This window comes from Bradyrhizobium sp. MI1.3 (genome assembly GCF_055811695.1).
The window spans coordinates 24243-46976 of the sequence record NZ_JBVVPQ010000032.1 but is presented as its reverse complement, the minus strand read 5'-3'; the positions used below and the strand labels follow the sequence as shown (position 1 = coordinate 46976).

Here is a 22734-nt window from a genome sequence, read left to right as displayed (position 1 = left end):
ATTTGGAAGCGTGTGTTTTTGCTCGAATATTCCCAGCGAATTGCGAAACCAAGCGGCGGGTGGGCTTGAGCGGTGGACAACTGCCTTTGTCACCGACCGCTTCTCTCAAGTGATCGACCTGCAAGCAATTGATTTGGTTGAATCTTTCCGCGATTCGCCCCAAGCTATGGAGCGGTGATCGCTCTCCGATTGGCCGACAGGGTCCCGTGTCAGGTTGCGGGACAGGCGCTCTTATTAGTTTAGTCGGGATAACTCGCTCGCCGGCCCAGGAGCCGCTCCGCCGCGCCAGGCGTCGCCGTAATCAGCGAAGGCTGCCGGGCTGAAACGCTCGCTCGTCCCTCGACGGCCGCGCGACGCCGCTACGGTCTCATCTTGCAATGTCGGGACCGATGGTATGATTGACCGACGTCCCGAGGGAGGAATGGACTTGGCGGGTGAACTGCAGACCAAATTTCGACGTGCTGTCGAAGCCTTTCACGCCCATGATTTGGTCAAAGCGGAAAGAATACTGCAGCAGATCGCAAAATCCGCCAGGAACATCTTCGAAGTCGAACATCTCCTGGGCGTGGTGAAGCTCGTACAAGGCCGGTTTGCCGAGGCCGAGATCCATCTCAGGGCGGCCGTGGCCCTGAACGGAAGCAGCGACGAGGCCCTCAGCAATTATGGATATGCGCTCAAAGCGCTGAACCGGCCTCAGGAAGCTCTGGCCTATTTCACGCGCGCATTGGCGGTGAATCCGCGCAATCCCCTTTCATATCACAACAGAGGTACGATCCTTGCCGAGTTCGCGAGAAGCTATGGCGAAGCGATCGAGCAATTCGACAAGGCGACATTCTACAATCCGAACTTTGCCGATGCCTACGCAAGCAAGGGCGGCTGCCTTGAAAAGCTCAGGCGTTACGAGGATGCCCTCGTCGCCTACGACAAGGCGTTGTCGCTCAGGCCTGACCTGGAGACTGCATGGCTTGGTCGAGGCAATGCACTCCGGAATCTCAGGCGGTACGACGACGCATTTGCCACGTACGAGAAGGCGCTGTCGGTCCGGCCGGATTTCCCGAGTGCATGGGTTGGCCGGGGTGAAGTTTTCACCGATCTCAAGCGCCACGACGAGGCGCTTGCCGCGTACGACAAGGCGATCTCGATCAAGCCTGATCTCGAGAGCGCATGGGTTGCCCGCGGCCATCTTTTCTGGAGCCTGAGGCGTTACGACGAAGCCTCGGCAGCCTACGACAGGGCGCTCTCGATCAAGCCCGACCTGGAGAACGCGTGGCTTGGTCGGGGCAACGTGTCCTTCGATCTCAAACGCCTTGACGAGGCGTTGGCTGCCTATGACAGGGCGTTGTCGATCCGGCCTGACCTGGCGGAAGCCTGGCTTGGCCGCGGCAATGTTCTCACCGAGCTCAAGCGCCGTGACGATGCGCTCGCGGCGTATGAGCGGGCGCTGTCGATCAAGCCTGATCTCGCCGAGGCGTGGCTCGGTCGCGGCAATGTGGCGTGGGGGCTGAAGCGTTACGAGGAGGCTCTTGCCGCGTATGACAAGGCGCTCGCGATCAAGGCCGACATAGAGGGGGCCTGGATCGGCCGTGGCAACGTCTTTACCGAGCTCGGGCGCCATGACGAAGCCTTCATCGCCTTCGACAAGGCGGTGTCGATCAGGCCCGACCTCGAGGGTATCGAGGGTTTGCGTCTTCTTGCGAAGATGAACCTGTGCAATTGGGACAATCTGGACGAAGAGATCGGCCGGTTGACGGCAGCAATACGGCTCGGGAAGGCCAATAGCTCTCCCTTTGCTTTGCTGTCCCTGACGGATTCTCCCGATGATCAGCTCGGCTGCGCCAGGACCTGGGTCAGGGCAAAGCTCCCGCATGTCTCCAAAACGAGGTCAGGGGGTGACATCCGTCGCCACGACAAGATCCGGGTCGGATATGTTTCACCTGATTTTCGCAAGCATCCGGTCGGGTATCTCACTGCCGAGATCTTCGAGAATCACGATGCCGACCGCTTCGAGACCTACGCGTTTTCAATCGGTCCTGACGACAACAGCGATCTGCGCAGGCGGCTCGAAAAGTCATTTCATCGCTTTGTCGATTGCGAGCACAAGCTCGACCGTGAAGTCCTGAAAGCGATCGACGATGCGCAGATCGATATTCTTGTCGATCTTGCTGGCCATACGCATAATGCCAGGCTGTCGTTGTTTGCGTCCAGCCCGGCTCCGATCGTCGTCAACTATCTTGGCTTCGCGGGAACGCTGGGGAGCAGGGAGCTCTTCCACTACATCATTGCCGATCCAATCGTGCTGCCAGATCAAAACAGCCAGTTCTTCGACGAGAAGGTCGTTCGTCTGCCCGGCAGCTTCATGCCGCGTGATAATCACGTCGCGACGATCGACGATGCTGCGCCCAATCGGGCCGATCACGATTTGCGGCAGGAATGGACGGTGTTTTGCTGCTTCAACAATGCCTACAAGATCAATCCGGCTGTCTTTGGCTCCTGGATGGAGATCTTGAAGAGCGTGGATCAGTCGGTCTTGTGGCTGTCCGACGTGGGCGAGATCGCAAAATCAAATCTGCGGAAGGAAGCCAAGGGCCGGGGCGTCGACCCGGATCGACTGGTGTTTGCAAGGCGCGTTGCGTCTTCATCCGAACATCTGGCGCGCCATCGCCTCGCAGACCTCTTCCTCGACACGCTGCCCTACAACGCACATACGACGGCCAGCGATGCGTTGTGGGCCGGTCTGCCGGTGGTGACCCATATCGGGAATAGTTTCGCCGGCCGCGTGGCCGCGAGCTTGCTGAGCGCTGTCGGTCTGCCCGAGCTGATCACGCGAACGCGTGCGGATTATGAAGCACTCGCGATCGAGCTAGCGCTCGATAAACAGAAGCTGGCGGATATTCGCGGACGGCTGCAAGGGAACCGCCTGACCGCATCACTCTTTGATGCGGCGCTCTACGCCAGGCGGCTCGAGACGGCTTACGAGGCTATGTATCTACGACATCAGGCCGGCTTGCCGCCGGATCATATCGACATTCAAGCGCGCGGATGAGGACGGCCGTCGCGGCCGCCTACTAATCAGGGCAGCCAGTTCCCGAGGGTTTGGTCCGTGCCGGGTCCTTGGTTGATTCCACGATTCGGACGCCTTGCCCCACAACAGAGCATCTCCGCTCATGTGGGGCCCGTGCCGGAACTTTGGACGGCAAATGAAACCCGTCGAAAAAACGCCGCAGATTCAAGGTGTTACAAAGTCGTTCTGATCACATCTGCGTGTTATTTGTGCAACACCCGTCGGAAAACACGCTCCATCGGCCGGTTCTGAAGCGTTCTGTTGTTGTGTGTGCAAGGGCGTTCGGTAATTGTGACTGAGCGACGGAGGGGGGCATCCCGAGGTCGTCCCGTCTTAGGTGGTTCGCTTAAGTCCCTCGCGTTCAGCGGGTGTGTCCGAAGGCGCGAAGCGACTAAGCGGTGAATTTAAGGGACAAGGGAACCAACCTTAGGGTGTCTTCACCCAGCGGATCCGGAACCTTCCCTATGGCAAACTTGGAGGTTTAACATGAAGTTGGTTAAGAGCCTTTTGCTCGGTTCCGCAGCGGGTCTGATCGCTGTTGGCGGAGCGCAGGCAGCCGATCTCCCCGTGAAGGCCAAAGCGGTCGAATACGTGAAGATCTGCTCCCTGTACGGTGCGGGTTTCTATTACATCCCCGGCACCGACACTTGCATCAAGCTGGGTGGTTACTTGCGCGCTGAAGTCGCGCTGGGCACCAACTCGGATTTCGGCGGCAATCTGAACACGACGACCCAGGGCGCCAACGGTTCCCGCAACCGTCTGACGAACTACTACACCATGCGCGCTCGTGAAGATCTCAACATCGACACGCGCACCGCGACCGAGTACGGCGTTGTCCGTACCTTCTTCGACGGCGTGTTCTCCTGGACCTCCGGCAACTACGTCGGCACCGGTTCGGCCACCGGCACCACCGCATACAGCAGCACGCTGGCTACCGCCACCACTCCTGGTGCGACCACCACGTCGCTCTTTGGATCGGGCGGCGGCTCGGTCAACGGCACCGACGGCGCCACCTCGGGCGGTTCGCTCGGCGTGTACTACGCCTTCATCCAGTTCGCCGGCTTCACCATGGGTAAGGCCGTGTCGCAGTTCGACGCGCCCTGGACCAACTACCCGGGCAACAACTTCGACAGCCTCGTCGGCGGTTCCGGCACGGTCACTGGTGTCAACCAGTTCACCTACACCGCTGACTTCGGTCAGGGCGTGACGGCGTCGTTCTCGGCTGAAGACGTCTCGGCGTACTACCAGGCCGGCAACCTGAACATGTCCGGCGCCACTGCGGCCGGCACACTCGGTGCTGCTTACGGCTCCAACGCCATCGGCGGCACCCGTTCGCCGAACCTCGTTGGTATGGTGCGTGTCGACCAGGCTTGGGGTCTCTTCCAGGCGTCGGTGGCTGCGCATGACAACCACGTCGGTTACTACGGCGCGTCCGAACCGACTGGTCATCCCGACGACAAGTGGGGCTGGGCAGTTCAGCTGGCTCTGTCGATCAAGAACATCCCGACTGGTGCGGGTGACGTGATCAACATTTCGGGCGTCTACACCGACGGTGCGACCCGCTACAACTTCCAGAACCTCGCGGGTAGCTCCTACACGATGTGGGGCGGCTCGAACGTTGCCTACGGCAGCCTCGGCATCGCCTCGGCTCCCGACACCGTGTACGTCACGGGCAGCCAGCAGGAAACGATCAAGACCTGGGGCTTCCGCGGTGCCTACACCCATAACTGGGATCCATACTGGAACACCGCGATCTACGGTGCCTACGCTCAGGCCCAGTTCGGCAGCTTGGCTAAGACCACGCTCTGCGGCGCTGGTGGTGCTGGTGGTGGCATCATCGGTGGTGGGTTTGCCGGCGTGACCTCGTGTAACCCGGACTTCGCGATCGGCCAGGTGGGTCTCATCACCCGCTGGACCCCGGTCAAGAACCTGACGTTCTCGGCTGACGTTGCCTGGACCCACCTCGACCAGAAGTACGCTGGCATCGTGACCCCGGCCGCTGTCGTGGCGATCCCCGCCAAGCCGGTCGCGACCTACGAGCTCAAGGACCAGGACTCGGTCGTTCTGCTCCTCCGCGCTCAGCGCAACTGGTAAGTACGGTCTAACGACCTAACGGAAAGCCCCGGCGGGAAACCGCCGGGGCTTTTGTTTGAGATGATCCTTGGCTGGGTGGTGCGCGGGAGCTAACCGTCTGTCACAGGGCCGCACGCGGACTCTGCCATATCCAATTTGCGCTGTGGCTTCCCTCAATCCATTCATCTATTTTCGGCCATCGGGTCATGGCTGAACTTGCTACTTGCCTAAGCCGCACAATGGCGTACAGTTCTACTCTCAGGCGACCAGTTTTGGAGCCACAATGTGACGGTGAGAGCCGCGCTTGCTGCTGCGAAAAGCGAGCGCTCAGTCCCAGCACATCGACGCAGAGTTATTTCTGCAGCCCTCCTGACGTCCACTCTGTTGCTTTTTGCGCAGTCTGCCGTCGCCGACGAAAACGGCATCAGTTTCTGGATCCCCGGCCTCTTCGGAAGCCTCGCGGCCACGCCGCAGCAGCCGGGCTGGTCCTTGGCGACCATCTACTACCACACCTCCGTATCCGCCGGCGCCGACGTCGCGCGGGCGCGTGAATTTACGCTCGGCAGGGTCCCGGCCAACTTTGCCGTGAACGCAAATCTGAATCTGAATGTGAACGCCACCGGCGATCTCGGCCTTGTGCTTCCGAGCTATGTATTTGCAACGCCGGTGCTCGGCGGCCAGGCGTCAGTTTCGCTCCTCGCAGCCTATGGAGTCGTCGGCACCAGCTTGGCGGGGACCTTGTCCGGCGTGATCACGACGCCGTTCGGCAATGTTCCCTTCGCGCGGTCCGACACGATCAGCGACACGACGTGGGGCTTTGGGGATCTGGCGCCGCAATTCGCATTGCGCTGGAACGCCGGCGTCCACAACTACATGACCTATATCACCGGTGACATCCCTGTCGGCGCTTACCAATCCGATCGTTTGTCGAACCTGGGCATCGGACACGGAGCGATCGACGCCGGCGGCGGCTACACCTATTTCAATCCGCAGACCGGTCACGAATTTTCCGGGGTGCTCGGCTTCACCTACAACTTCAAGAATACGGCGACGCAGTATCAGAATGGTGTCGACATGCACTTCGACTGGGGTGCATCGCAGTTCTTGTCGAAGCAGGTCATGGTCGGCCTCGTGGGCTATGTCTACAAGGGACTGGGCTGCGATAGCGGTGCAGGTGACCGCGTCGGTTGCTTCCAGTCCCAGGTAGCTGGTGTCGGTCCCCAGATCGGTTTTCTGTTTCCGGTCGGCGACATGCAGGGCTATCTCAATCTGAAGGCTTACGGAGAGTTCGCCGCGGAAAATCGGCCATCCGGCTGGAACACTTGGGTCACCTTCTCAATCTCGCCGCCCGCGCCTGGAACGCCTGCGACGACAAAGCCCATCGTTAGAAAATACTAAGACCAGCTAACCGCCGGATTACCGGCTCTCGAACATCGATCGCCTCCAAAAGCTTTAGCAAGGGCGTGCGAGAGACGCCTCTCGATATTCCGCCGTGCGCGACTGGGATCATGATCCTGCACCTTCGCCTACAGCGACTATCGCTTGATCTAGATCAACCCCGAAGTGCGCCGCTCCGTTTCTGTAAGCCTTACTTGCCCTCAAAAGACCTATTACCCGAAAATAGCTGACGGAGACGAGATCGTCGTCTGACCACAGAAAATCGTTCGAGCATCCTTCAACACTACGAGATGCTGCCCGCGGCGAATGATCGCATGTTGCGACCCCTTTTGCAGAGCAATTGGAGATGGGTATGACGCCAATCATTGAATTTCTGGATCGGCGCGCTCTTCTTTCTTCCCTGGCGGTGCTTCCGCTGCTTTCAGCCTCGCTTTACTCCAGGTCGGCGCTGGCACAATCCCAGCGCGATCCGTTGCCTTCCTGGAATGACGGTTCGGCGAAGACATCTATCGTCGACTTCGTTAGGCGCGTCACGGACCAGGGCGGCCCATATTTCGTGCCGCCCCAACAGCGGATCGCAACCTTCGACAATGACGGCACGCTGTGGATCGAACAACCCATGTATGTGCAGCTTGCCTTTGTGCTCGCTCGCGTGAAGGGCATGGCTCCGATGCACCCGGAATGGAAGGGCAAACAGCCCTTCGCGGCGGTGCTGGACGGCGAGATGAACGCGCTCGCAGCTTCCGGCGAAAAGGGCGTTGCCGAACTGGTCGCGGTCACCCACGCCGGTATGACGACGGCAGAGTTTGAGACGATCGTCGCGGACTGGCTTGCGACGGCGCGCGACAGACGCTTCAAACGACCCTACACCGAGTTGGTGTACCAACCGATGTTGGAATTGCTCGCCTACCTTAGGGCGAACGGTTTCAAGACTGTCATCGTTTCAGGCGGCGGTGTTGAGTTCATGCGGCCGTGGACGGATGCAATCTACGGCGTCCCTCCAGAGCAGGTGGTCGGATCCTCGATCAAGACCCGGTTTGAGATGCGCGACAGCACCCCGGTCCTGTTCCGGTTGCCCGAGGTCAATTTCATCGATGACAAGGGCGGTAAGCCAATCGGAATCAATGAACATATCGGCCGCCGCCCCATCGCGGCGTTTGGCAACTCGGATGGAGACCTTGAAATGCTCCAATGGGCGACGCTCGCCCCCGGCGCGCGGTTCGGTTTGCTCGTCCACCATACTGACGCCGAGCGCGAATATGCCTACGACCGCCAATCCCACTTCGGGAAATTGGACAAGGCCCTGGACGCCGCAGCGGTGAATCGATGGACGGTGGTCGACATGAAGAATGACTGGAAGCGGATATTCGCCTTCGAGTGAGAACGCGAACCATCGGAGGTCCGTGACACCGCCATAAGGTTAGTTGAGGGGCAAGATGAAATGAATTTCACCGGTGGGGAATGTTTTTCCGGGCCAACGGTTGAGGGGCAAGCAAACCAGGAGATGGTTTATATCCCCGGCGGAACTTTTCGGATGGGTTCCGAGACTCACTATCCTGAGGAGGCGCCGGTCCACCGGGTCACTGTGGACGGATTTTGGATAGACCGAACGCCTGTCACCAATCGCCAATTTCGCGATTTTATCAACGCGACTGGCTACGTCACCCTCGCTGAACTGACACCCCATGCGAAGGACTATCCTGGCGCATTGCCGCGCATGCTCAAAGCCGGCTCTCTCGTCTTCACACCCCCGCAGCAAGCGGTGGACGTGCACCATTGGAGCGAATGGTGGACGTTCAAGTTCGGAGCCAATTGGCGTCGTCCTTACGGGCCGCACAGTAACTTGCGCGGGCTCGAGAACCATCCCGTCGTGCACGTCGCCTACCGAGATGTCGAAGCCTATGCCAAATGGGCCGGCAAGGAATTACCGACCGAGGCTGAATGGGAGTTCGCTGCACGCGGCGGACGAGACGGTGCCGAATTCGCATGGGGTAACGAGCTGTTACCCGGCGGCCAACATATGGCGAACATTTGGCAGGGTAATTTCCCCCACGAGAATCTGGCGACCGATGGCTTCGAGCGCACCTCGCCGGTCACAGCGTTCCCGGCCAACGGTTACGGGCTGCATGACATGATCGGCAATGTCTGGGAATGGACGGCCGATTGGTATTCGCCGGTGCACGAAGCCGATTCGCCGAAGGCGTGTTGCATTCCGCAAAATCCGCGGGGTGGGCCCGAAAATGCGAGCTACGACGCCCGAGATCCGAAGATAAGAATTCCGCGCAAGGTGCTTAAGGGCGGCTCGCATCTTTGCGCGCCTAACTATTGCCGCCGCTATCGTCCGGCAGCGCGTCATGCCGAGCCGATCGACACCTCAGCAAGCCATGTCGGCTTCAGGTGCATCACCAGGAAGAGGATCGCGTCATGAGTAACGATAGGATTCCGGAAAAGCCTGAGATGAGCGCGGGACCAAACGGCGGCGGAATGAAACGCCGCGATCTCTTGTTAAGTGGTAGTTCTCTCGCCGCCGCTTCGGCGCTTTCGGCCATCGGATTGACGAGCCCTGCACAAGCGCAGCAACCAGCCGCGGCGCCGGCGCCCGCTGCGCCCGGGCAACGGCCGAACATCGTCGTCATCATGGGTGACGACATCGGCATCTGGAATATCGGCGCCTACCACCGCGGGATGATGGCCGGGCGGACGCCAAACCTCGACAAGATCGCCGCCGAAGGCATGCTGTTCACCGATTACTATGCCGAGGCGAGTTGCACGGCGGGCCGCGCCAACTTCATCACCGGCGAGCTGCCGATCCGCACCGGCATGACCACAGTCGGCCAGGCCGGCGCTCCCACCGGCTTGCCGGCGGAGGCCGTGACCATTGCTGCGGCGCTGAAAGGTATGGGCTACGCCACCGGCCAGTTCGGCAAGAACCACCTTGGCGACAAAAACGAGTTTCTACCGACGGTGCATGGCTTCGACGAGTTCTTTGGCTACCTGTATCACCTCGACGCGATGGAAGATCCGGCCCACCCCGCTTATCCGCAGGAGCTGTTGAACACAGTCGGTCCGCGCAACATGGTCCACTCGTGGGCGACCAATGTGGACGACGCCACCGTGGATCCGCGCTGGGGCAAGGTCGGCAAGCAGAGGATCGAGGACGCCGGAACGCTCTATCCCAAGCGGATGGAAACCGTGGATGATGAAATCCGCGACCTCGCGCTCAATTTCATCGACAGGGCCAAGGCCGACAACAAGCCATTCTTCCTGTGGCTCAATCCGACCCGCATGCACATCGTTACGCACCTGTCGCCGAAGTACCAGGCGATGCGCAACTCCAAGAATGGTTGGTCCATCCATGAAGCCGGCATGGCGCAGCTCGACGACGACGTTGGCATCGTGATGCAGAAGCTGAAGGATATGGGCGTCGATGACAACACCATCGTGGTATTCACGACCGACAACGGCACCGAGGTCTTCACCTGGCCCGATGGCGGACAGACGCCATTCGCGCAGAGCAAAGGCACGATCATGGAGGGCGGCTTCCGCGCGCCGGCGATGATCCGCTGGCCGGGCAAGGTGCCGGCCGGCAAGGTCGAGAACGGCATCATGTCCGGACTGGACTGGTTCCCGACCTTCCTGGCCGCTGCAGGCAATCCCAACATCGTCGACGAGCTCAAAAAGGGTAAACACATCGGTGACCGCACCTACAAGTGCCATCTGGATGGTTACAATCAGCTGGACATGATCACTGGCAAGGGGCCGTCAAATCGGCATGAAATCTTTTATTTCGGCGAAAGCGAGCTGGGGGCCGTGCGCATCGACGACTACAAGTATCGTTTCATCGACCAGCCCGGAGGCTGGCTGGGTGATAAAAGCAAGGTTGACGTGCCCTATTTGACCAACCTTCGCCTCGATCCTTTCGAGCGCACGGGCTGGCCCGATAGCGGGACCAAATACGGGGCCCAGCAATACTTCGACTGGTTCAAATACGAATTCTGGCGCTTTGTCTTTGTCCAGCAGCAGGTTGAGAAGCTGGCGATGACGGCGATCGAATTTCCGCCCATGCAGAAGGGCGCGAGCTTCAATCTCGATGCCGTGAAGGCGAAGATCGCAGCCGCGCAAGCTGCAATCGCCAAGTAGCGTAGCTTCCAGCCTCAAGACGTCGTCCCGAACTCCCGGGGCGGCGTCTTTCGCGCGTGCCCGCCGCCACGTTTCGATCGCGACCGGCGCGCATCGAGCGGCATACGGCGAATTACTCCGCGTGGACCGCGTGGGAGTTCAGGCGTGATTCGACCAGCGCAGAAGAGCCGACCGATAGGGCGGGTAGGGGTCGTCATCCAGTTCGTCGGGAATCGCGCAGGAGCCGAATTCCTGTCTGATCCGCTCGATCTCGGCGATGCGCTCGTGCAGCCGCTGCAAATGCTCCTGCGATTTCGCCCGCCAGAACCGGAAAGTGTCGGCCGTAAGCGGCAGGAACGCTGTTCCGAACAGCGTCGGTTCGGGAACGATGGTCCGTCCCAGCAGCAGGAACTTATCGGCACCGGACACAACGAGGGTCGCGTAACCGCGGTTTCCGATTCTCTTGATGCCGTTCAGCGACCATTCGGCGAGCTTGCTGAAATAAGGCTCCTCGCGCCAGCGATCGGGGCAATGGTCATCGACGGTGACGTTGACCGCATCCTGGCTGAAATGCACGATGATGCCCGATTTCGCTGGAAACCAGTCGTCGTCGAGGTGACCTTGCAACCAGGCGCAGACAAAGGACCGGCACATCTGCGGACGGCGGTCGTAGATGGTGCATCCCGTGCCCGTCTGCCAATGCCTGCACAGCTGGTTCACGGGCTTGTCGACGGCGGCCACCTCGAGGATATCGCAGCAGGCATTGCACGATCCGCACTGCCGGGCTGCCTTCGGCAGACTGGTCGACCTAAACCCCTGGCCGTCTCGAACCAGGAGCTGCTGCTTCTCTAGGGCATTCAACGCACGTTCGATTTTGAGACGAGATAGTCCGGTGGCGTCGATCACGCCCTTCATCGTCGTCGCGCCTGCCTGTACCGCACGGACGACGCTCAACATTGTCTGATCCATTTTCGTCTCTTATTATTGCGCGCCCTATCTGCGCTGCATGCGTAGATGCTTTGTCATCGGAGTCGTTAGGGGCACGCAGTTACTCCACGCTGCCGGCGCCGCGGCGCAAATCGGCCTCGATCTGCAACCGCGTGCCGCCGCCGAAGCGGGCGCGGTAGACCTGAAGGTTCTCCATGATCCGCTGCACGTAGTTGCGCGTCTCGGAGAACGGGATCAGCTCGACCCAATCGACCGCATCGACCTTGGGGTCGCGCGGATCGCCGTAGCGATCGATCCACTTCTTCACACTGCCGCGGCCGGCATTGTAGGCGGCAAAAGTCATGATGTAGGAGCCGCGATAGTCCTCGAGCAGCCCACCGAGCTCGGCCGAGCCGAGCGTGGCGTTGTAGGCCGAATCGTTCTTCAGACGTCCCAGATCGTAGGTCCCGCCGTGCCGCTTGCAGACATAGCGCGCGGCGTCCGGCGTCACCTGCATCAGCCCATAGGCCTGCGCCGGCGAGACGACCGAGGGGTTGAAGGCGCTCTCCTGCCGCGCGATGGCGTAGATGATGCTGCGCTCGACCTCGGGGCCGATCGGCGTGAACTGCGGAATACCGTTGACGGGATAGGCATAGAAATCGAACGGCAGCCCGCGATTGAGCGCGGCCTTGCCAAGCAGCAGCATGCCGCGGGCGTCGCTGTGGCGCTGGGTGAGCTCGCCAAGGCCGGCTAGCGCTTCAGGATCGCCGTTCTCACCCATGTCGGCGAGCATCGGTATCGCCATCTCGCGCTCGTCGAGCTCGTAGAGCAGCTGCGCGGCGCGCACGATCTCCAGCCGTTCGGCACCGCGGCTGCGCGGCTGAGCGTTGAGCTCGATCTGCGGCAGGCCGAGCTTGGCACGTGCGAGCTGGCCGTAATAGCTGGTGGATTGCTCGGCGGCCCGCGCGTAGGCGTTGCGCGCCTCCTGCTGGCGGCCTGCAGCTTCGGCGGCGCGGCCCTGCCAATAGCCGGCGCGCGCCAGCGTGGTCGGATTGACGCTGCCGATCCCGATGCGGGCAAAATGCTGAGTCGCGGCCGCGGGATCGTTGAGGAAGCGCAGCGCGATCCAGCCGGCGGTGAACTCCTGCTCGGTCTTGTAGATGTCGCGCGAGGGCAGGGCGGCATCGCGCGCGATCAGATAGGCGCTGCGGAATTCCTCGGTGTCGATCATCTTGCGCGCCAGGAGGCGCCGCTCGATCCACCATTCGTCGAGATTGTAGAGACGGCCCGGATCCTTCGGTGCCGACAGCATGAGCTGGGCGGCTTCCGCAAATTTCTCCTCGCGGCGCAGCAGCTGGATCTTGCTGAAGATGAAGCCGGGATCGCCGTGCAGCTCGCGCGGCACGGCTTCGAGCAACGCACGTGCGTTCGGGGCTTTCTTGAGGGAGGCGATTCGGGCCTTGGCGAGTGCGACATAGCCGGCCCCGAGGCGCTTCGCGGCACGCAATGCAGCCTCGTTCTCGCTGCCATAGAGCAGCGTGTCCATCCGCGCCTTTTGATCGCCGGGCGTCAGCAGCGCGCCGAACTGGTCGAGTGCGTTGTTCTCGGTCTCTTCCGACATCGGGTCGCTGCGCCAGGCGTCGCGCACCAGACGTTCGGCGTTGGCGCGGTCGCCGCGCGCCAGCATCGCCTTGGCGAGCGTGAAGCGGCCCTTGGCGGACACGGGGGATTCGTTCTCGAACCACGACCACGCAACCTGGTCGTCGCGCCTGTCGTCCCACATCGCGGCCTCCAGGCGCCGGCGCAGGAAGGTCTGCGAGGGCCAGCTCGGATTGGCGGAGAGGAAGGCGCGGTAGCGCTCCACAGTCGCGCCATTGTCCTCGCTGCGAAGGATGATCCATTCCGCGAGCTTTCGCGCCACGGGATCTGAGATCGTGCCCGCGGCATTGGTGGCGTCGCCCGCCTTGCGCTTGCGCACGAGCTCGATCACGGCCTCCAGCGTGTCCTTGTCGGCTTGCGACGTCGAGGAGGTCGCGGCAACCGCAGCCGGTGTGACCGGCTTGCGCGGGGCGGCATGCTGGCGGGTCGCCGGAGCCAGGACAGGAGCCGCGACGGGCTTGGCGGGGGCCGGAGCGGTGGGTCTGATGGTGGCCGTCGCAGCCGGCGCGGGTGCGGTTCTCGGGACAGAGGCGCCAGCGGTCGGCGTTGACTTTGGCGCGGCAGCCGCAGGCCTCAGCTTGTCCTTCGCAGGTTCCTTGCCTGCGTTCTTGCCAGCATCCCTGCCAGGCTTCTTCGCGGCATCCTTGGCGGGGGGACTGGTCGCGCCCTTGCTTGCGCCCTTACTTGCCCCCTTGGCGGCGTCCTTCGAAGGTTCCTTACCGGTTCCCTTGGACGCGCCCTTCGAAGTGTCCTTGGCGGCTGGCTTGGCGGCGGGCTTCGCGGTTTCCTTAGCGGTTTCCTTGGCGGTCTCCGCGGTTGTCTCATTGGATTTGGCCCAGGCGGCGCAGCCCGCGGACAGCCCTGCCATCAGGCACACGATCAGACCGGTGGATCGCCATGCGGCGCGCGGAAAGGAGATCACGGCGTTTCGTCGCCCCGAATCAGTCAATTGGCTCAAGACCTAGCTGTACAAGATCTGGCTGTATTTGATTGAATATGCGGACAAAATACCAACAGCCGCTTACCTTCGCCGGGTTTGCACCACCACCGCGGCAAAATCGCGGCCTAAACGGTGCGTCACGCCGAGGCGGGTCTTTTACCGGCGGGATAGACCCGATATGAATGCGGCTCGCTCGAGATCGCCGCGTACGGAGGAAGTCCATGGCAGCCAAGACGAAATTCCGGGGATCGTTCACCGCCTTGGTCACGCCGTTCAAGAACGGCTCGCTGGACGAGGCGGCGTTCCGCTCCCTGGTCAACTGGCAGATTTCAGAGGGCACCAACGGCCTGGTCCCGGTCGGCACCACCGGCGAGAGCCCGACGCTGAGCCATGACGAGCACAAGAAGGTCGTTGAATGGTGCATCGAGGAAGCAAAAGGCCGCGTGCCCGTGGTCGCCGGCGCCGGGTCCAACTCGACAAAAGAGGCGATCGAGCTCGCCCAGCACGCCGAGAAGGCGGGGGCGAACGCGGTTCTGGTCGTGACGCCCTACTATAACAAGCCGACCCAGGAAGGAATGTACCAGCACTTCAAGGCGATCAACGACGCGATCGGGATTCCGATCATTATCTACAACATCCCGCCGCGCTCGGTGATCGACATGTCGGTCGACACCATGGCGCGGCTGTGGGAGCTGAAGAACATCGCCGGCGTCAAGGACGCCACCGCCAGCATGGTCCGCGTCTCACAGCAGCGCGCGGCGATGGGCGAGGACTTCAACCAGCTCTCGGGCGAGGATGCGACCATCCTCGGTTACATGGCCCATGGCGGCCATGGCTGCATCTCGGTGACCTCGAACGTCGCGCCGCGGCTGTGCTCGGAGTTCCAGGCCGCCTGGGCGAAAGGCGACCATGCCACCGCACTGAAGCTGCACGACAAGCTGATGCCGCTGCACAACAACCTCTTCATCGAGAGCAATCCGGCGCCGATCAAGTACGCGCTGTCGCTGCTCGGCAAGCTGGACGAGACGCTGCGGCTGCCGATGGTGCCGGTCACCGAGCCGACCCGCGTTGCGGTGCGCAGCGCGATGGTTCATGCCGGCCTCATCAACTGACGCGCTAGCCGATCGGGGAGCTTTCATGGCGATCGACGAAAGAGGCACGCGGATGCTCAGGGAGTTCCGCGAGTTCGCCATGAAGGGCAACGTCGTCGATCTCGCGGTCGGCGTCATCATCGGCGCGGCCTTCGGCGCCATCGTCACATCGCTGGTCGGCGACGTGATCATGCCGATCATCGGTGCGGCCACCGGCGGCCTCGACTTCTCGAACTACTTCACGCCGCTTTCGAGCAAGGTCACCGCCGCAAATCTCGCGGACGCGAAAAAGCAGGGCGCCGTCTTGGCTTGGGGCAACTTCCTCACGCTGACGATCAACTTCATCATCATTGCCTTCGTGCTGTTCCTGGTGATCCGTGCCATGAACAAGTTGAAGCGCAAGGACGAGGCGCAGCCTGCCGCTCCACCAAAGCCGTCGGCCGAGGTCGATCTGCTGACCGAGATCCGCGATCTCCTCAAGAAGTCTTGACGCGCTCGCTTCATCCAAACTGTTAGCGTCCTCGCGCATCTCGATCAGGTTTGTCTTCCATGGCCGACAAGAACGAACGTCCGATCAAGGTCATGGCGGAAAACCGCAAGGCCCGCTTCAACTATGCGATCGAGGATACGATCGAGGTCGGCATTGCGTTGACCGGCACCGAGGTCAAGTCGATCCGCAACGGCAAGAGCACGATCGCGGAATCCTACGCCGATTCCAAGGACGGCGAGATCTGGCTGATCAACGCCACCATTCCGGAATATCTCCAGGGCAACCGCTTCAATCACGAGCCCAAGCGGCCGCGAAAACTGCTGCTGCATCGCAAGCAGATCAACAAGTTGATGGGCGCGGTCGACCGCGAAGGCATGACGCTGATCCCGCTCAAGCTTTACTTCAACGAGCGGGGTCGCGCCAAATTACAGCTCGCGGTTGCAAAGGGTAAGAAGCTGCACGACAAGCGCGAGTCCGAGAAGAAGCGCGACTGGAGCCGGGAGAAGGGCCGCCTGATGCGGGCGAGGGGATAGCGGGATGACTCAGAGAAACCTGCTCGAGGTCGATTGGACCCGGATTCCCGCCCCGGCGGATGACGGCGGCGCCGCGCACCTGCAAGGCATGACGCTGCCGCCGGTCAGTCTGCTCGCCACTGACGACACGTCAGTCGCGCTGTCGGCGCTGCGTGGCCGGACCGTGGTGTTCGCCTATCCGCGCACCGGCGAGCCCGGCAAGATCGCGCTGGTCGACGATTGGGACATGATCCCGGGCGCGCGCGGTTGCACGCCGCAGACTTGCGCATTTCGCGATCTGTTCGCCGAGCTGAAGGCCGCCGGTGCCGCGCAGGTGTACGGCCTCTCGACCCAGAGCAACGCGTACCAGACCGAGATGGCCTCGCGGCTGCATCTGCCGTTCCCGGTGCTCTCGGACGAGAAGCTGGTGCTCACGCGCGCCCTGAATTTGCCGACCATGGAGGTCGCGGGCCTCACGCTGATCAAGCGCCTCGCGCTGATCGTCGACGACGCCAGGATCATGCATGTGTTCTATCCGGTGTTTCCGCCCGACCGGAACGCCGGCGATGTCCTGGACTGGCTGAAGGCCAACCCGGCCAAGGGCTCGTCTAAGGATTAATCGAGGTCGCTCTTCACCTTCGCGAACACGGAGCGGAACATGTCCGGCGTCAGCACGCGGGTGTTCGTGTTGTAGCGGGAGCAGTGATAGCTGTCGTAGAGCCTGAATGCGCCGGCCTGATGCACGGCGCCGTGGCCGAAGGGGGCCTGTGATCCCTTTAGGTTCAGCGGCTTGAGCACGGTGTCGTGCGCAATACGCCCGAGGGCGACGATCGCGCGCAGGTTCGGCATCGTTGCGAGATTAGCCGCGAGGAACTGCCGGCAGGTGTTGATCTCGACCGGCAGCGGCTTGTTCTGCGGCGGCACGCAATGTACCGCATTGGCGATCCGACAGTCGACCAGCTTCAGGCCGTCGTCGGGACGCGCCTGATATTGGCCCTTGGCGAAGCCGTATTCGAGCAGCGTGGCGTAGAGCAGATCGCCGGCATAATCGCCGGTGAAGGGACGGCCGGTGCGGTTGGCGCCCTGCATCCCCGGCGCGAGGCCGACGATCAGCAGGCGCGCCTTGATGTCGCCGAAAGGCGCAACCGGTGCATTGTGCCACAATGGCTCGCGCGCGCGGTTCGCCTCGCGAAAGGCGACCAGGCGCGGACAGAGCGGACAGTCACGGTCGGGGACGAGGCTGAGAGGCTGGCGGCTTGACCGGGCCGCCTCACTCCTCGAAGTCGTCATCGCCCCTCGCCGGCGCCATCGTGGTTGCGCGCTGGAGGAACTGCGGAGCGTGGTGGCGCGCCTCGCGGTCGCCGCGGTCACGCGGTGCGGGGCGTTCGGACGGGTCGCGGCCGAGCTTGGACTGCAGCTCGACGAGGTCGGTGAAGACGTCCGCCTGGCGGCGCAGCTCGTCGGCGATCATCGGCGGCTGGCTGGCGATCGTGGAAATCACGGTGACCCGCACGCCGCGGCGCTGAACGGCCTCGACCAGGGAGCGGAAGTCGCCGTCGCCCGAGAACAGCACCATCTGGTCGATGTGCTCGGCGAGCTCCATGGCGTTCACGGCGAGCTCGATGTCCATGTTGCCCTTGACCTTGCGGCGGCCGGAGGCGTCGATGAACTCCTTGGTCGCCTTGGTGACCACGGTGTAGCCGTTGTAGTCGAGCCAGTCGATCAGCGGCCGGATCGAGGAGTATTCCTGATCCTCGATGATCGCGGTGTAGTAGAACGCTCTAAGTAGCGTCCCGCGGCTCTGAAACTCCTTCAGCAGACGCTTGTAATCGATGTCGAAGCCCAGAGTTTTCGCCGTCGCGTAGAGATTGGCTCCATCGATGAAGAGCGCGATCTTGTCGGTAGAGGAAGGTGACATTCAGTTTGCTCGCGTAGAGTTCGTGATTGATCGTTTTTTGTTGGCGCGGCGACAGCAAGCCGCGCACTTCTAAAGTCCCGCCGAAACCCGTCGAAACCGCAAATCCGGAGAAGTCGGTGCAATCAAGGTATAGTTATGGCCAACTCGCACACTCCCGGCGCCGCCGTCGCCGGCAGCCCGGGAAACCACCCATCCCAGCCCCAATGTGGGGGTAGCAGAGCCGTTTGGCGAGACCAAATCACAAATTGGCCTTGCGAAACCCTCCCGGCACCTATAACTACCGGCATTCATCCACATATTTCGTCCCACCCACAACGGAGCGACAGTCGATGGCTCGCGTCACCGTAGAAGATTGTATCGACAAGGTCGACAACCGGTTTGACCTGGTCCTGCTGGCCGCCCACCGTGCCCGCATGATTTCGTCTGGTTCACAACTAACGGTTGACCGCGATAACGACAAGAACCCTGTTGTGTCTTTGCGCGAAATTGCAGAGACCACCATTTCGCCGGAGGACCTCCGCGAGGAACTGGTGCACTCGCTGCAGAAGTTCGTCGAGGTCGACGAGCCCGAGCCGGACACTGTGCCGCTGATCGGTTCCGCCGGTGCAAGCGTGGATGCAGACGATACCGAAGTCGCGGTTGAGCGCATGACCGAAGAAGAGCTCCTGAAGGGTCTCGAAGGCCTCGCGCCTCCCGAGGAGCAGCCCGAGGAGGACGAGTAAATCGTCCCGTCGCGCTCATCGACTTCTTTGTGATCTGATCAAAGGCCCGAACCGTTGTTCGGGCCTTTGCTTTTGTTTGCGTTTTCGTGGTTACCATAGCGTCGTCGGTTCGCGCCTGTCCCTGTCACTGAATTGATCGGACACGCGCGCGATCGGAGCTAAGATGTATACAACGGGCTCTGTCGTGGTCCGTTTGAAGGCAGGACGGCATGGTATATCGACGCCGCACACCAACGCAGATGCAGGCCGCAACCGAATCGGTTGCCGTGGCCCCGACTGCGCCGGTGGCGCGCCCGGCGAAGCCTCGCGCCCGCATGATGCGTCAATATGACCTTGTCGAGCGCGTCAGGTCCTACAATCCCAACACCGACGAAGATCTGCTGAACCGCGCCTATGTCTACGCCATGAAGGCGCATGGCTCGCAGACCCGCGCCTCGGGCGACCCGTACTTCTCCCATCCGCTCGAAGTGGCGGCGATTCTCACCGACCTGAAGCTCGACGACGCCACCATCGTGGCTGCGCTGCTCCACGACACGATCGAGGACACCGAAGCGACGCGGGCCGAGATCGACCAGATCTTCGGGCCCGAGATCGGCGCGCTGGTCGAGGGCCTGACCAAGCTGAAGCGGCTGGAACTGGTATCGCGGGAGGCCAAGCAGGCCGAGAATCTGCGCAAATTGTTGCTGGCCATTGCCGACGATGTCCGCGTGCTCCTGGTGAAGCTCGCCGATCGCCTGCACAACATGCGCACGCTGGACTTCGTGCCGACGGAATCGCGACGGCGCATTGCCGAGGAGACGCTCGACATCTATGCGCCGCTGGCCGGACGCATGGGCATGCAGGAGATGCGCGAGGAGCTGGAGGACCTGTCGTTCCGGACCCTCGACCCGGAAGCCTATTCGGTGGTGATGCAGCGGCTCGATGCGCTGGCCGAGCGCAACCGCAATCTGATCGGCGAAATCGAGGACCAGCTCTCCAACAATCTGCGCCACCGGGGCCTGGGGGCGCGGGTCTATGGCCGCCGGAAGAAGCCATTCTCGATCTGGACCAAGATGGAGCGCAAGTCGGTCGGCTTCGAGCAATTGTCCGACATCTTCGGTTTCCGCGTCGTCGTCAACGACATCGAGGCCTGCTACCGCGCGCTCGGCATCGTCCACACCAACTGGCCGGTCGTGCCCGGCCGGTTCAAGGACTACATCTCGACGCCGAAGCAGAACGACTACCGCTCGATCCACACCACCGTGATCGGCCCCGGCAACCAGCGCGTCGAGTTGCAGATCCGCACCGAGGCGATGGACCAAATCGCCGAGCGCGGCATCGCCGCGCACGTGTTCTACAAGGAAGGCGTGGGCTCGCCGACCGAATTCCTCAAGCGCGAGTCCAATGCGTTCGCCTGGTTGCGCCACACCATCGGCATTCTCTCGGAGAGCGCCAACCCCGAGGAATTCCTCGAGCACACCAAGCTCGAGCTGTTCCACGACCAGGTGTTCTGCTTCACCCCGAAGGGCAAGCTGATCGCGCTGCCGCGCCATGCCAACGTGATCGACTTCGCTTATGCCGTACACACCGACGTCGGCAACAGCGCAGTGGGCTGCAAGATCAACGGTCAGTTTGCGCCGCTGTCCTCGGAGCTCCAGAACGGCGACGAGGTCGAGGTGCTGACCTCGGAAGCGCAAGCGGCGCCGCCGTCGGCCTGGGAAACGCTCGCGGTCACCGGCAAGGCACGCGCTGCGATCCGTCGCGCCACCAGGACTGCGGTGCGCGATCAATATGTCGGTCTCGGCCGGCGCATCGTCGAGCGCCTGTTCGAGCGCGCCAAGATCGAATACGCCGACGACAAGCTCAAGGGCGCGCTGCCGCGACTGGCACGAACCTCGATCGAGGACGTCATGGCGGCTGTGGGACGCGGCGAGATCAAGGCCTCCCACGTCGCGCGTGCGATGTATCCCGACTACAAGGAGGAGCGCATCGCGCGCTACGGCGTCAAAAAGGGGCTTGCCGGCAAGCTCAAGGAGAAGTCGTCCGAACCGCCGCGCAGCCCGGTCGCGATTCCGATCCGCGGCATCAATTCCGATCTGCCGGTGAAGTTCGCGCCGAACGGCGGCGCGGTGCCCGGTGACCGCATCGTCGGCATCGTCACGCCGGGCGAGGGCATCACCATCTACCCGATCCAGGCGCCGGCCCTGAAGGATTTCGAGGAAGAGCCGGAGCGCTGGCTTGACGTGCGCTGGGACATCGAGGACTCCGCGCCGCAGCGCTTCCCGGCCCGCATCAAGGTCGAGAACGTCAACGAGCCCGGCGCGCTGGCGCAGATCGCGACCGTGATCGCCGAGCACGACGGCAACATCGACAACATCAGCATGCAGCGCCGCTCACCGGACTTCACGGAGACGACGATCGATCTCGAAGTCTACGATCTCAAGCATTTGAGCGCGATCCTGGCCCAGCTGCGCGCGAAGGCGGTCGTCGCCCGCGCCGAACGTGTTAATGGATAGACGCCTTCCGTCCTGGTCTATTCCTGTGATTCCGTGAGTCCCGAAATGCCTGCACCTCCGCTCCGCCTCGGCGTCAATGTCGATCATGTCGCGACCCTGCGTAACGCGCGCGGCGGCCGCAATCCCGATCCGGTGCGCGCGGCGCTGCTGGCGATCGAGGCCGGTGCCGACGGCATCACCGCCCATTTGCGCGAGGATCGCCGGCACATCCGCGACGAGGACATGGCGCGGCTGAAAGCCGAGATCTCCAAGCCGCTCAATTTCGAGATGGCGGCGACCGACGACATGATGCGCATTTCGCTCGCCACCAGGCCGCACGCGGTGTGCCTCGTGCCGGAGCGGCGCCAGGAGGTGACGACCGAAGGCGGGCTCGACGTCGTCGGCCAGCACAATGCGCTGGCGCCCTATATCGCGCGGCTGAACGATGCCGGCATCCGGGTGTCGCTGTTCATCGCGGCCGATCCCGCCCAGATCGAGATGGCGGCGCAACTGCGCGCGCCCGTGATCGAGATCCACACCGGCGCCTGGTGCGACGCCGTCGTCGACGGCCACACTGATAAGGCCGAGGCCGAATGGCGGCGGATCGTGGCGGGAGCGAAGCTGGCGAGGGAAGCGGGGCTGGAGGTTCACGCCGGACACGGGCTGGACTACGCGACGGCGGAGACGATCGCCGGCTTGCCTGAGATCATGGAGCTCAACATCGGCTACTACATGATCGGCGAAGCCCTGTTCGTCGGTCTCGCCGAGACGGTGCGCAGCATGCGCGCGGCGATGGACCGCGGCCGGAGCCGGGCATGATCATCGGCATCGGCTCCGATCTGATCGACATCACCCGTGTCGGCAAGGTGATCGACCGCCATGGCGAGCGCTTCCTCGACCGCATCTTCACCGCGGCCGAGCGGGCCAAGGCGGAACGGCGCGCCAAGAACGAGAAGATGGTGGTGGCAACCTACGCCAAACGCTTCGCCGCCAAGGAGGCCTGTTCCAAGGCGCTCGGCACCGGCATCAGGCGCGGCGTCTGGTGGCGCGACATGGGGGTGGTCAACCTGCCGGGAGGGCGGCCAACCATGCAATTGACGGGCGGGGCGCTGGCCCGGCTCCAGGCCCTGACGCCGGAGGGGTTCACGGCGCAGATCGACCTGTCGATCACCGATGACTGGCCGTTGGCACAGGCCTTCGTCATTATTTCCGCCGTGCCGCTGGCCAAACCCTGATTGGGCACCGATCATTTTATAATTCGCATTCAAAATCAAATGCTTATGCAGTTTTGATGCGATCCTTGATTGCGTGGCCTCCGACAACCGTCTAAAAGTCCGCGGACGCAAATCA

General features: G+C 62.3%; 18 protein-coding genes. 14 read left to right on the top strand and 4 right to left on the bottom strand.

Annotated features, from left to right (window positions below):
- Positions 1-427 precede the first annotated feature (427 nt).
- The 6 genes from AC0L3A_RS22955 to AC0L3A_RS22930 all read left to right on the top strand — a co-directional run bounded on the left by AC0L3A_RS22955 (position 428) and on the right by AC0L3A_RS22930 (position 10672).
- Positions 428-3043, top strand: a complete 2616-nt coding sequence (locus AC0L3A_RS22955) for a tetratricopeptide repeat protein (protein ID WP_473255241.1) — start codon at positions 428-430, stop codon at positions 3041-3043.
- Positions 3044-3547: 504 nt separating this feature from the next.
- Positions 3548-5155, top strand: a complete 1608-nt coding sequence (locus tag AC0L3A_RS22950; RefSeq protein ID WP_007603368.1) for a porin — start codon at positions 3548-3550, stop codon at positions 5153-5155.
- Between the two features lie 264 nt (positions 5156-5419).
- Complete coding sequence (locus AC0L3A_RS22945) at positions 5420-6532, top strand: SphA family protein (RefSeq protein ID WP_376707528.1); 1113 nt, start codon at positions 5420-5422, stop codon at positions 6530-6532.
- 352 nt (positions 6533-6884) lie between these two features.
- Positions 6885-7913: an HAD family hydrolase gene (locus tag AC0L3A_RS22940; protein ID WP_473255240.1), complete on the top strand. Its 1029-nt coding sequence runs from the start codon at positions 6885-6887 to the stop codon at positions 7911-7913.
- 123 nt (positions 7914-8036) lie between these two features.
- Complete coding sequence (locus AC0L3A_RS22935) at positions 8037-8960, top strand: formylglycine-generating enzyme family protein (protein ID WP_473255263.1); 924 nt, start codon at positions 8037-8039, stop codon at positions 8958-8960.
- Positions 8961-9016: 56 nt separating this feature from the next.
- Positions 9017-10672 carry an arylsulfatase gene (locus AC0L3A_RS22930; RefSeq protein WP_354164302.1) on the top strand — a complete coding sequence of 552 codons (1656 nt, stop codon included), beginning with the start codon at positions 9017-9019 and terminating at the stop codon, positions 10670-10672.
- Positions 10673-10810: 138 nt separating this feature from the next.
- On the opposite strand, the gene AC0L3A_RS22925 is transcribed toward AC0L3A_RS22930, so the two are convergent.
- Together AC0L3A_RS22925 and AC0L3A_RS22920 are read right to left on the bottom strand one after the other, a co-directional pair.
- On the bottom strand, positions 10811-11620 hold the full coding sequence (locus AC0L3A_RS22925) for a YkgJ family cysteine cluster protein (protein ID WP_035994781.1): 810 nt from the start codon (positions 11618-11620) through the stop codon (positions 10811-10813).
- A gap of 79 nt (positions 11621-11699) precedes the next feature.
- A complete protein-coding gene (locus AC0L3A_RS22920) occupies positions 11700-14105 on the bottom strand; it encodes a lytic transglycosylase domain-containing protein (RefSeq protein WP_473255262.1) in 2406 nt (801 codons plus the stop codon).
- 293 nt (positions 14106-14398) lie between these two features.
- On the opposite strand from AC0L3A_RS22920, the gene dapA reads away from it, so the two are divergent.
- Genes dapA through AC0L3A_RS22900 form a run of 4 tightly spaced genes read left to right on the top strand, consistent with a single transcriptional unit; the run spans position 14399 to position 16889 of the window.
- Positions 14399-15289 (top strand): 4-hydroxy-tetrahydrodipicolinate synthase, encoded by an 891-nt coding sequence (dapA, locus tag AC0L3A_RS22915; RefSeq protein ID WP_007603384.1) that lies wholly within the window; start codon positions 14399-14401, stop codon positions 15287-15289.
- Between the two features lie 25 nt (positions 15290-15314).
- Positions 15315-15758, top strand: coding sequence for a large conductance mechanosensitive channel protein MscL (mscL, locus tag AC0L3A_RS22910; RefSeq protein WP_473255239.1), 444 nt, complete (start codon positions 15315-15317; stop codon positions 15756-15758).
- Positions 15759-15817: 59 nt separating this feature from the next.
- Complete coding sequence (smpB, locus tag AC0L3A_RS22905; protein ID WP_007603387.1) at positions 15818-16291, top strand: SsrA-binding protein SmpB; 474 nt, start codon at positions 15818-15820, stop codon at positions 16289-16291.
- Positions 16292-16295: 4 nt separating this feature from the next.
- Positions 16296-16889, top strand: coding sequence for a peroxiredoxin (locus AC0L3A_RS22900; RefSeq protein ID WP_473255238.1), 594 nt, complete (start codon positions 16296-16298; stop codon positions 16887-16889).
- Here AC0L3A_RS22900 and AC0L3A_RS22895 read toward each other — a convergent pair.
- On the bottom strand, positions 16886-17560 hold the full coding sequence (locus AC0L3A_RS22895) for a uracil-DNA glycosylase (protein WP_007603389.1): 675 nt from the start codon (positions 17558-17560) through the stop codon (positions 16886-16888). The two genes, AC0L3A_RS22900 and AC0L3A_RS22895, sit on opposite strands and share 4 nt — an antisense overlap.
- A complete protein-coding gene (locus AC0L3A_RS22890; protein WP_007603390.1) occupies positions 17541-18188 on the bottom strand; it encodes a LabA-like NYN domain-containing protein in 648 nt (215 codons plus the stop codon). Before AC0L3A_RS22890 ends, AC0L3A_RS22895 begins: the two co-directional genes overlap by 20 nt.
- A 329-nt stretch (positions 18189-18517) precedes the next feature.
- Between AC0L3A_RS22890 and rpoZ the strand changes: the two genes are divergently transcribed.
- The 4 genes from rpoZ to acpS all read left to right on the top strand — a co-directional run bounded on the left by rpoZ (position 18518) and on the right by acpS (position 22619).
- On the top strand, positions 18518-18910 hold the full coding sequence (rpoZ, locus tag AC0L3A_RS22885) for a DNA-directed RNA polymerase subunit omega (protein ID WP_007603391.1): 393 nt from the start codon (positions 18518-18520) through the stop codon (positions 18908-18910).
- Between the two features lie 209 nt (positions 18911-19119).
- Positions 19120-21405 carry a RelA/SpoT family protein gene (locus AC0L3A_RS22880; protein ID WP_219684710.1) on the top strand — a complete coding sequence of 762 codons (2286 nt, stop codon included), beginning with the start codon at positions 19120-19122 and terminating at the stop codon, positions 21403-21405.
- A 45-nt stretch (positions 21406-21450) separates the two neighbouring features.
- A complete protein-coding gene (locus tag AC0L3A_RS22875; protein WP_473255237.1) occupies positions 21451-22203 on the top strand; it encodes a pyridoxine 5'-phosphate synthase in 753 nt (250 codons plus the stop codon).
- Entirely contained in the window at positions 22200-22619 is a 420-nt protein-coding gene (gene acpS / locus AC0L3A_RS22870) for a holo-ACP synthase (protein WP_354128879.1), read from the top strand. Before AC0L3A_RS22875 ends, acpS begins: the two co-directional genes overlap by 4 nt.
- Positions 22620-22734 lie beyond the last annotated feature (115 nt).

Excerpts from the sequence above, each read along its gene's own strand:
- AC0L3A_RS22930 (WP_354164302.1), top strand. The coding sequence starts at position 9,017 with ATGAAACGCCGCGATCTCTTGTTAAGTGGTAGTTCTCTCGCCGCCGCT.
- AC0L3A_RS22900 (WP_473255238.1), top strand. The coding sequence starts at position 16,296 with ATGACTCAGAGAAACCTGCTCGAGGTCGATTGGACCCGGATTCCCGCC.
- dapA (WP_007603384.1), top strand. The coding sequence starts at position 14,399 with ATGGCAGCCAAGACGAAATTCCGGGGATCGTTCACCGCCTTGGTCACG.
- acpS (WP_354128879.1), top strand. The coding sequence starts at position 22,200 with ATGATCATCGGCATCGGCTCCGATCTGATCGACATCACCCGTGTCGGC.
- AC0L3A_RS22875 (WP_473255237.1), top strand. The coding sequence starts at position 21,451 with ATGCCTGCACCTCCGCTCCGCCTCGGCGTCAATGTCGATCATGTCGCG.
- AC0L3A_RS22890 (WP_007603390.1), bottom strand. The coding sequence starts at position 18,188 with ATGTCACCTTCCTCTACCGACAAGATCGCGCTCTTCATCGATGGAGCC.
- AC0L3A_RS22925 (WP_035994781.1), bottom strand. The coding sequence starts at position 11,620 with ATGGATCAGACAATGTTGAGCGTCGTCCGTGCGGTACAGGCAGGCGCG.
- smpB (WP_007603387.1), top strand. The coding sequence starts at position 15,818 with ATGGCCGACAAGAACGAACGTCCGATCAAGGTCATGGCGGAAAACCGC.
- mscL (WP_473255239.1), top strand. The coding sequence starts at position 15,315 with ATGGCGATCGACGAAAGAGGCACGCGGATGCTCAGGGAGTTCCGCGAG.
- AC0L3A_RS22950 (WP_007603368.1), top strand. The coding sequence starts at position 3,548 with ATGAAGTTGGTTAAGAGCCTTTTGCTCGGTTCCGCAGCGGGTCTGATC.
- AC0L3A_RS22940 (WP_473255240.1), top strand. The coding sequence starts at position 6,885 with ATGACGCCAATCATTGAATTTCTGGATCGGCGCGCTCTTCTTTCTTCC.
- AC0L3A_RS22895 (WP_007603389.1), bottom strand. The coding sequence starts at position 17,560 with ATGACGACTTCGAGGAGTGAGGCGGCCCGGTCAAGCCGCCAGCCTCTC.
- AC0L3A_RS22920 (WP_473255262.1), bottom strand. The coding sequence starts at position 14,105 with ATGGCAGGGCTGTCCGCGGGCTGCGCCGCCTGGGCCAAATCCAATGAG.
- rpoZ (WP_007603391.1), top strand. The coding sequence starts at position 18,518 with ATGGCTCGCGTCACCGTAGAAGATTGTATCGACAAGGTCGACAACCGG.
- AC0L3A_RS22935 (WP_473255263.1), top strand. The coding sequence starts at position 8,037 with ATGGTTTATATCCCCGGCGGAACTTTTCGGATGGGTTCCGAGACTCAC.
- AC0L3A_RS22880 (WP_219684710.1), top strand. The coding sequence starts at position 19,120 with ATGGTATATCGACGCCGCACACCAACGCAGATGCAGGCCGCAACCGAA.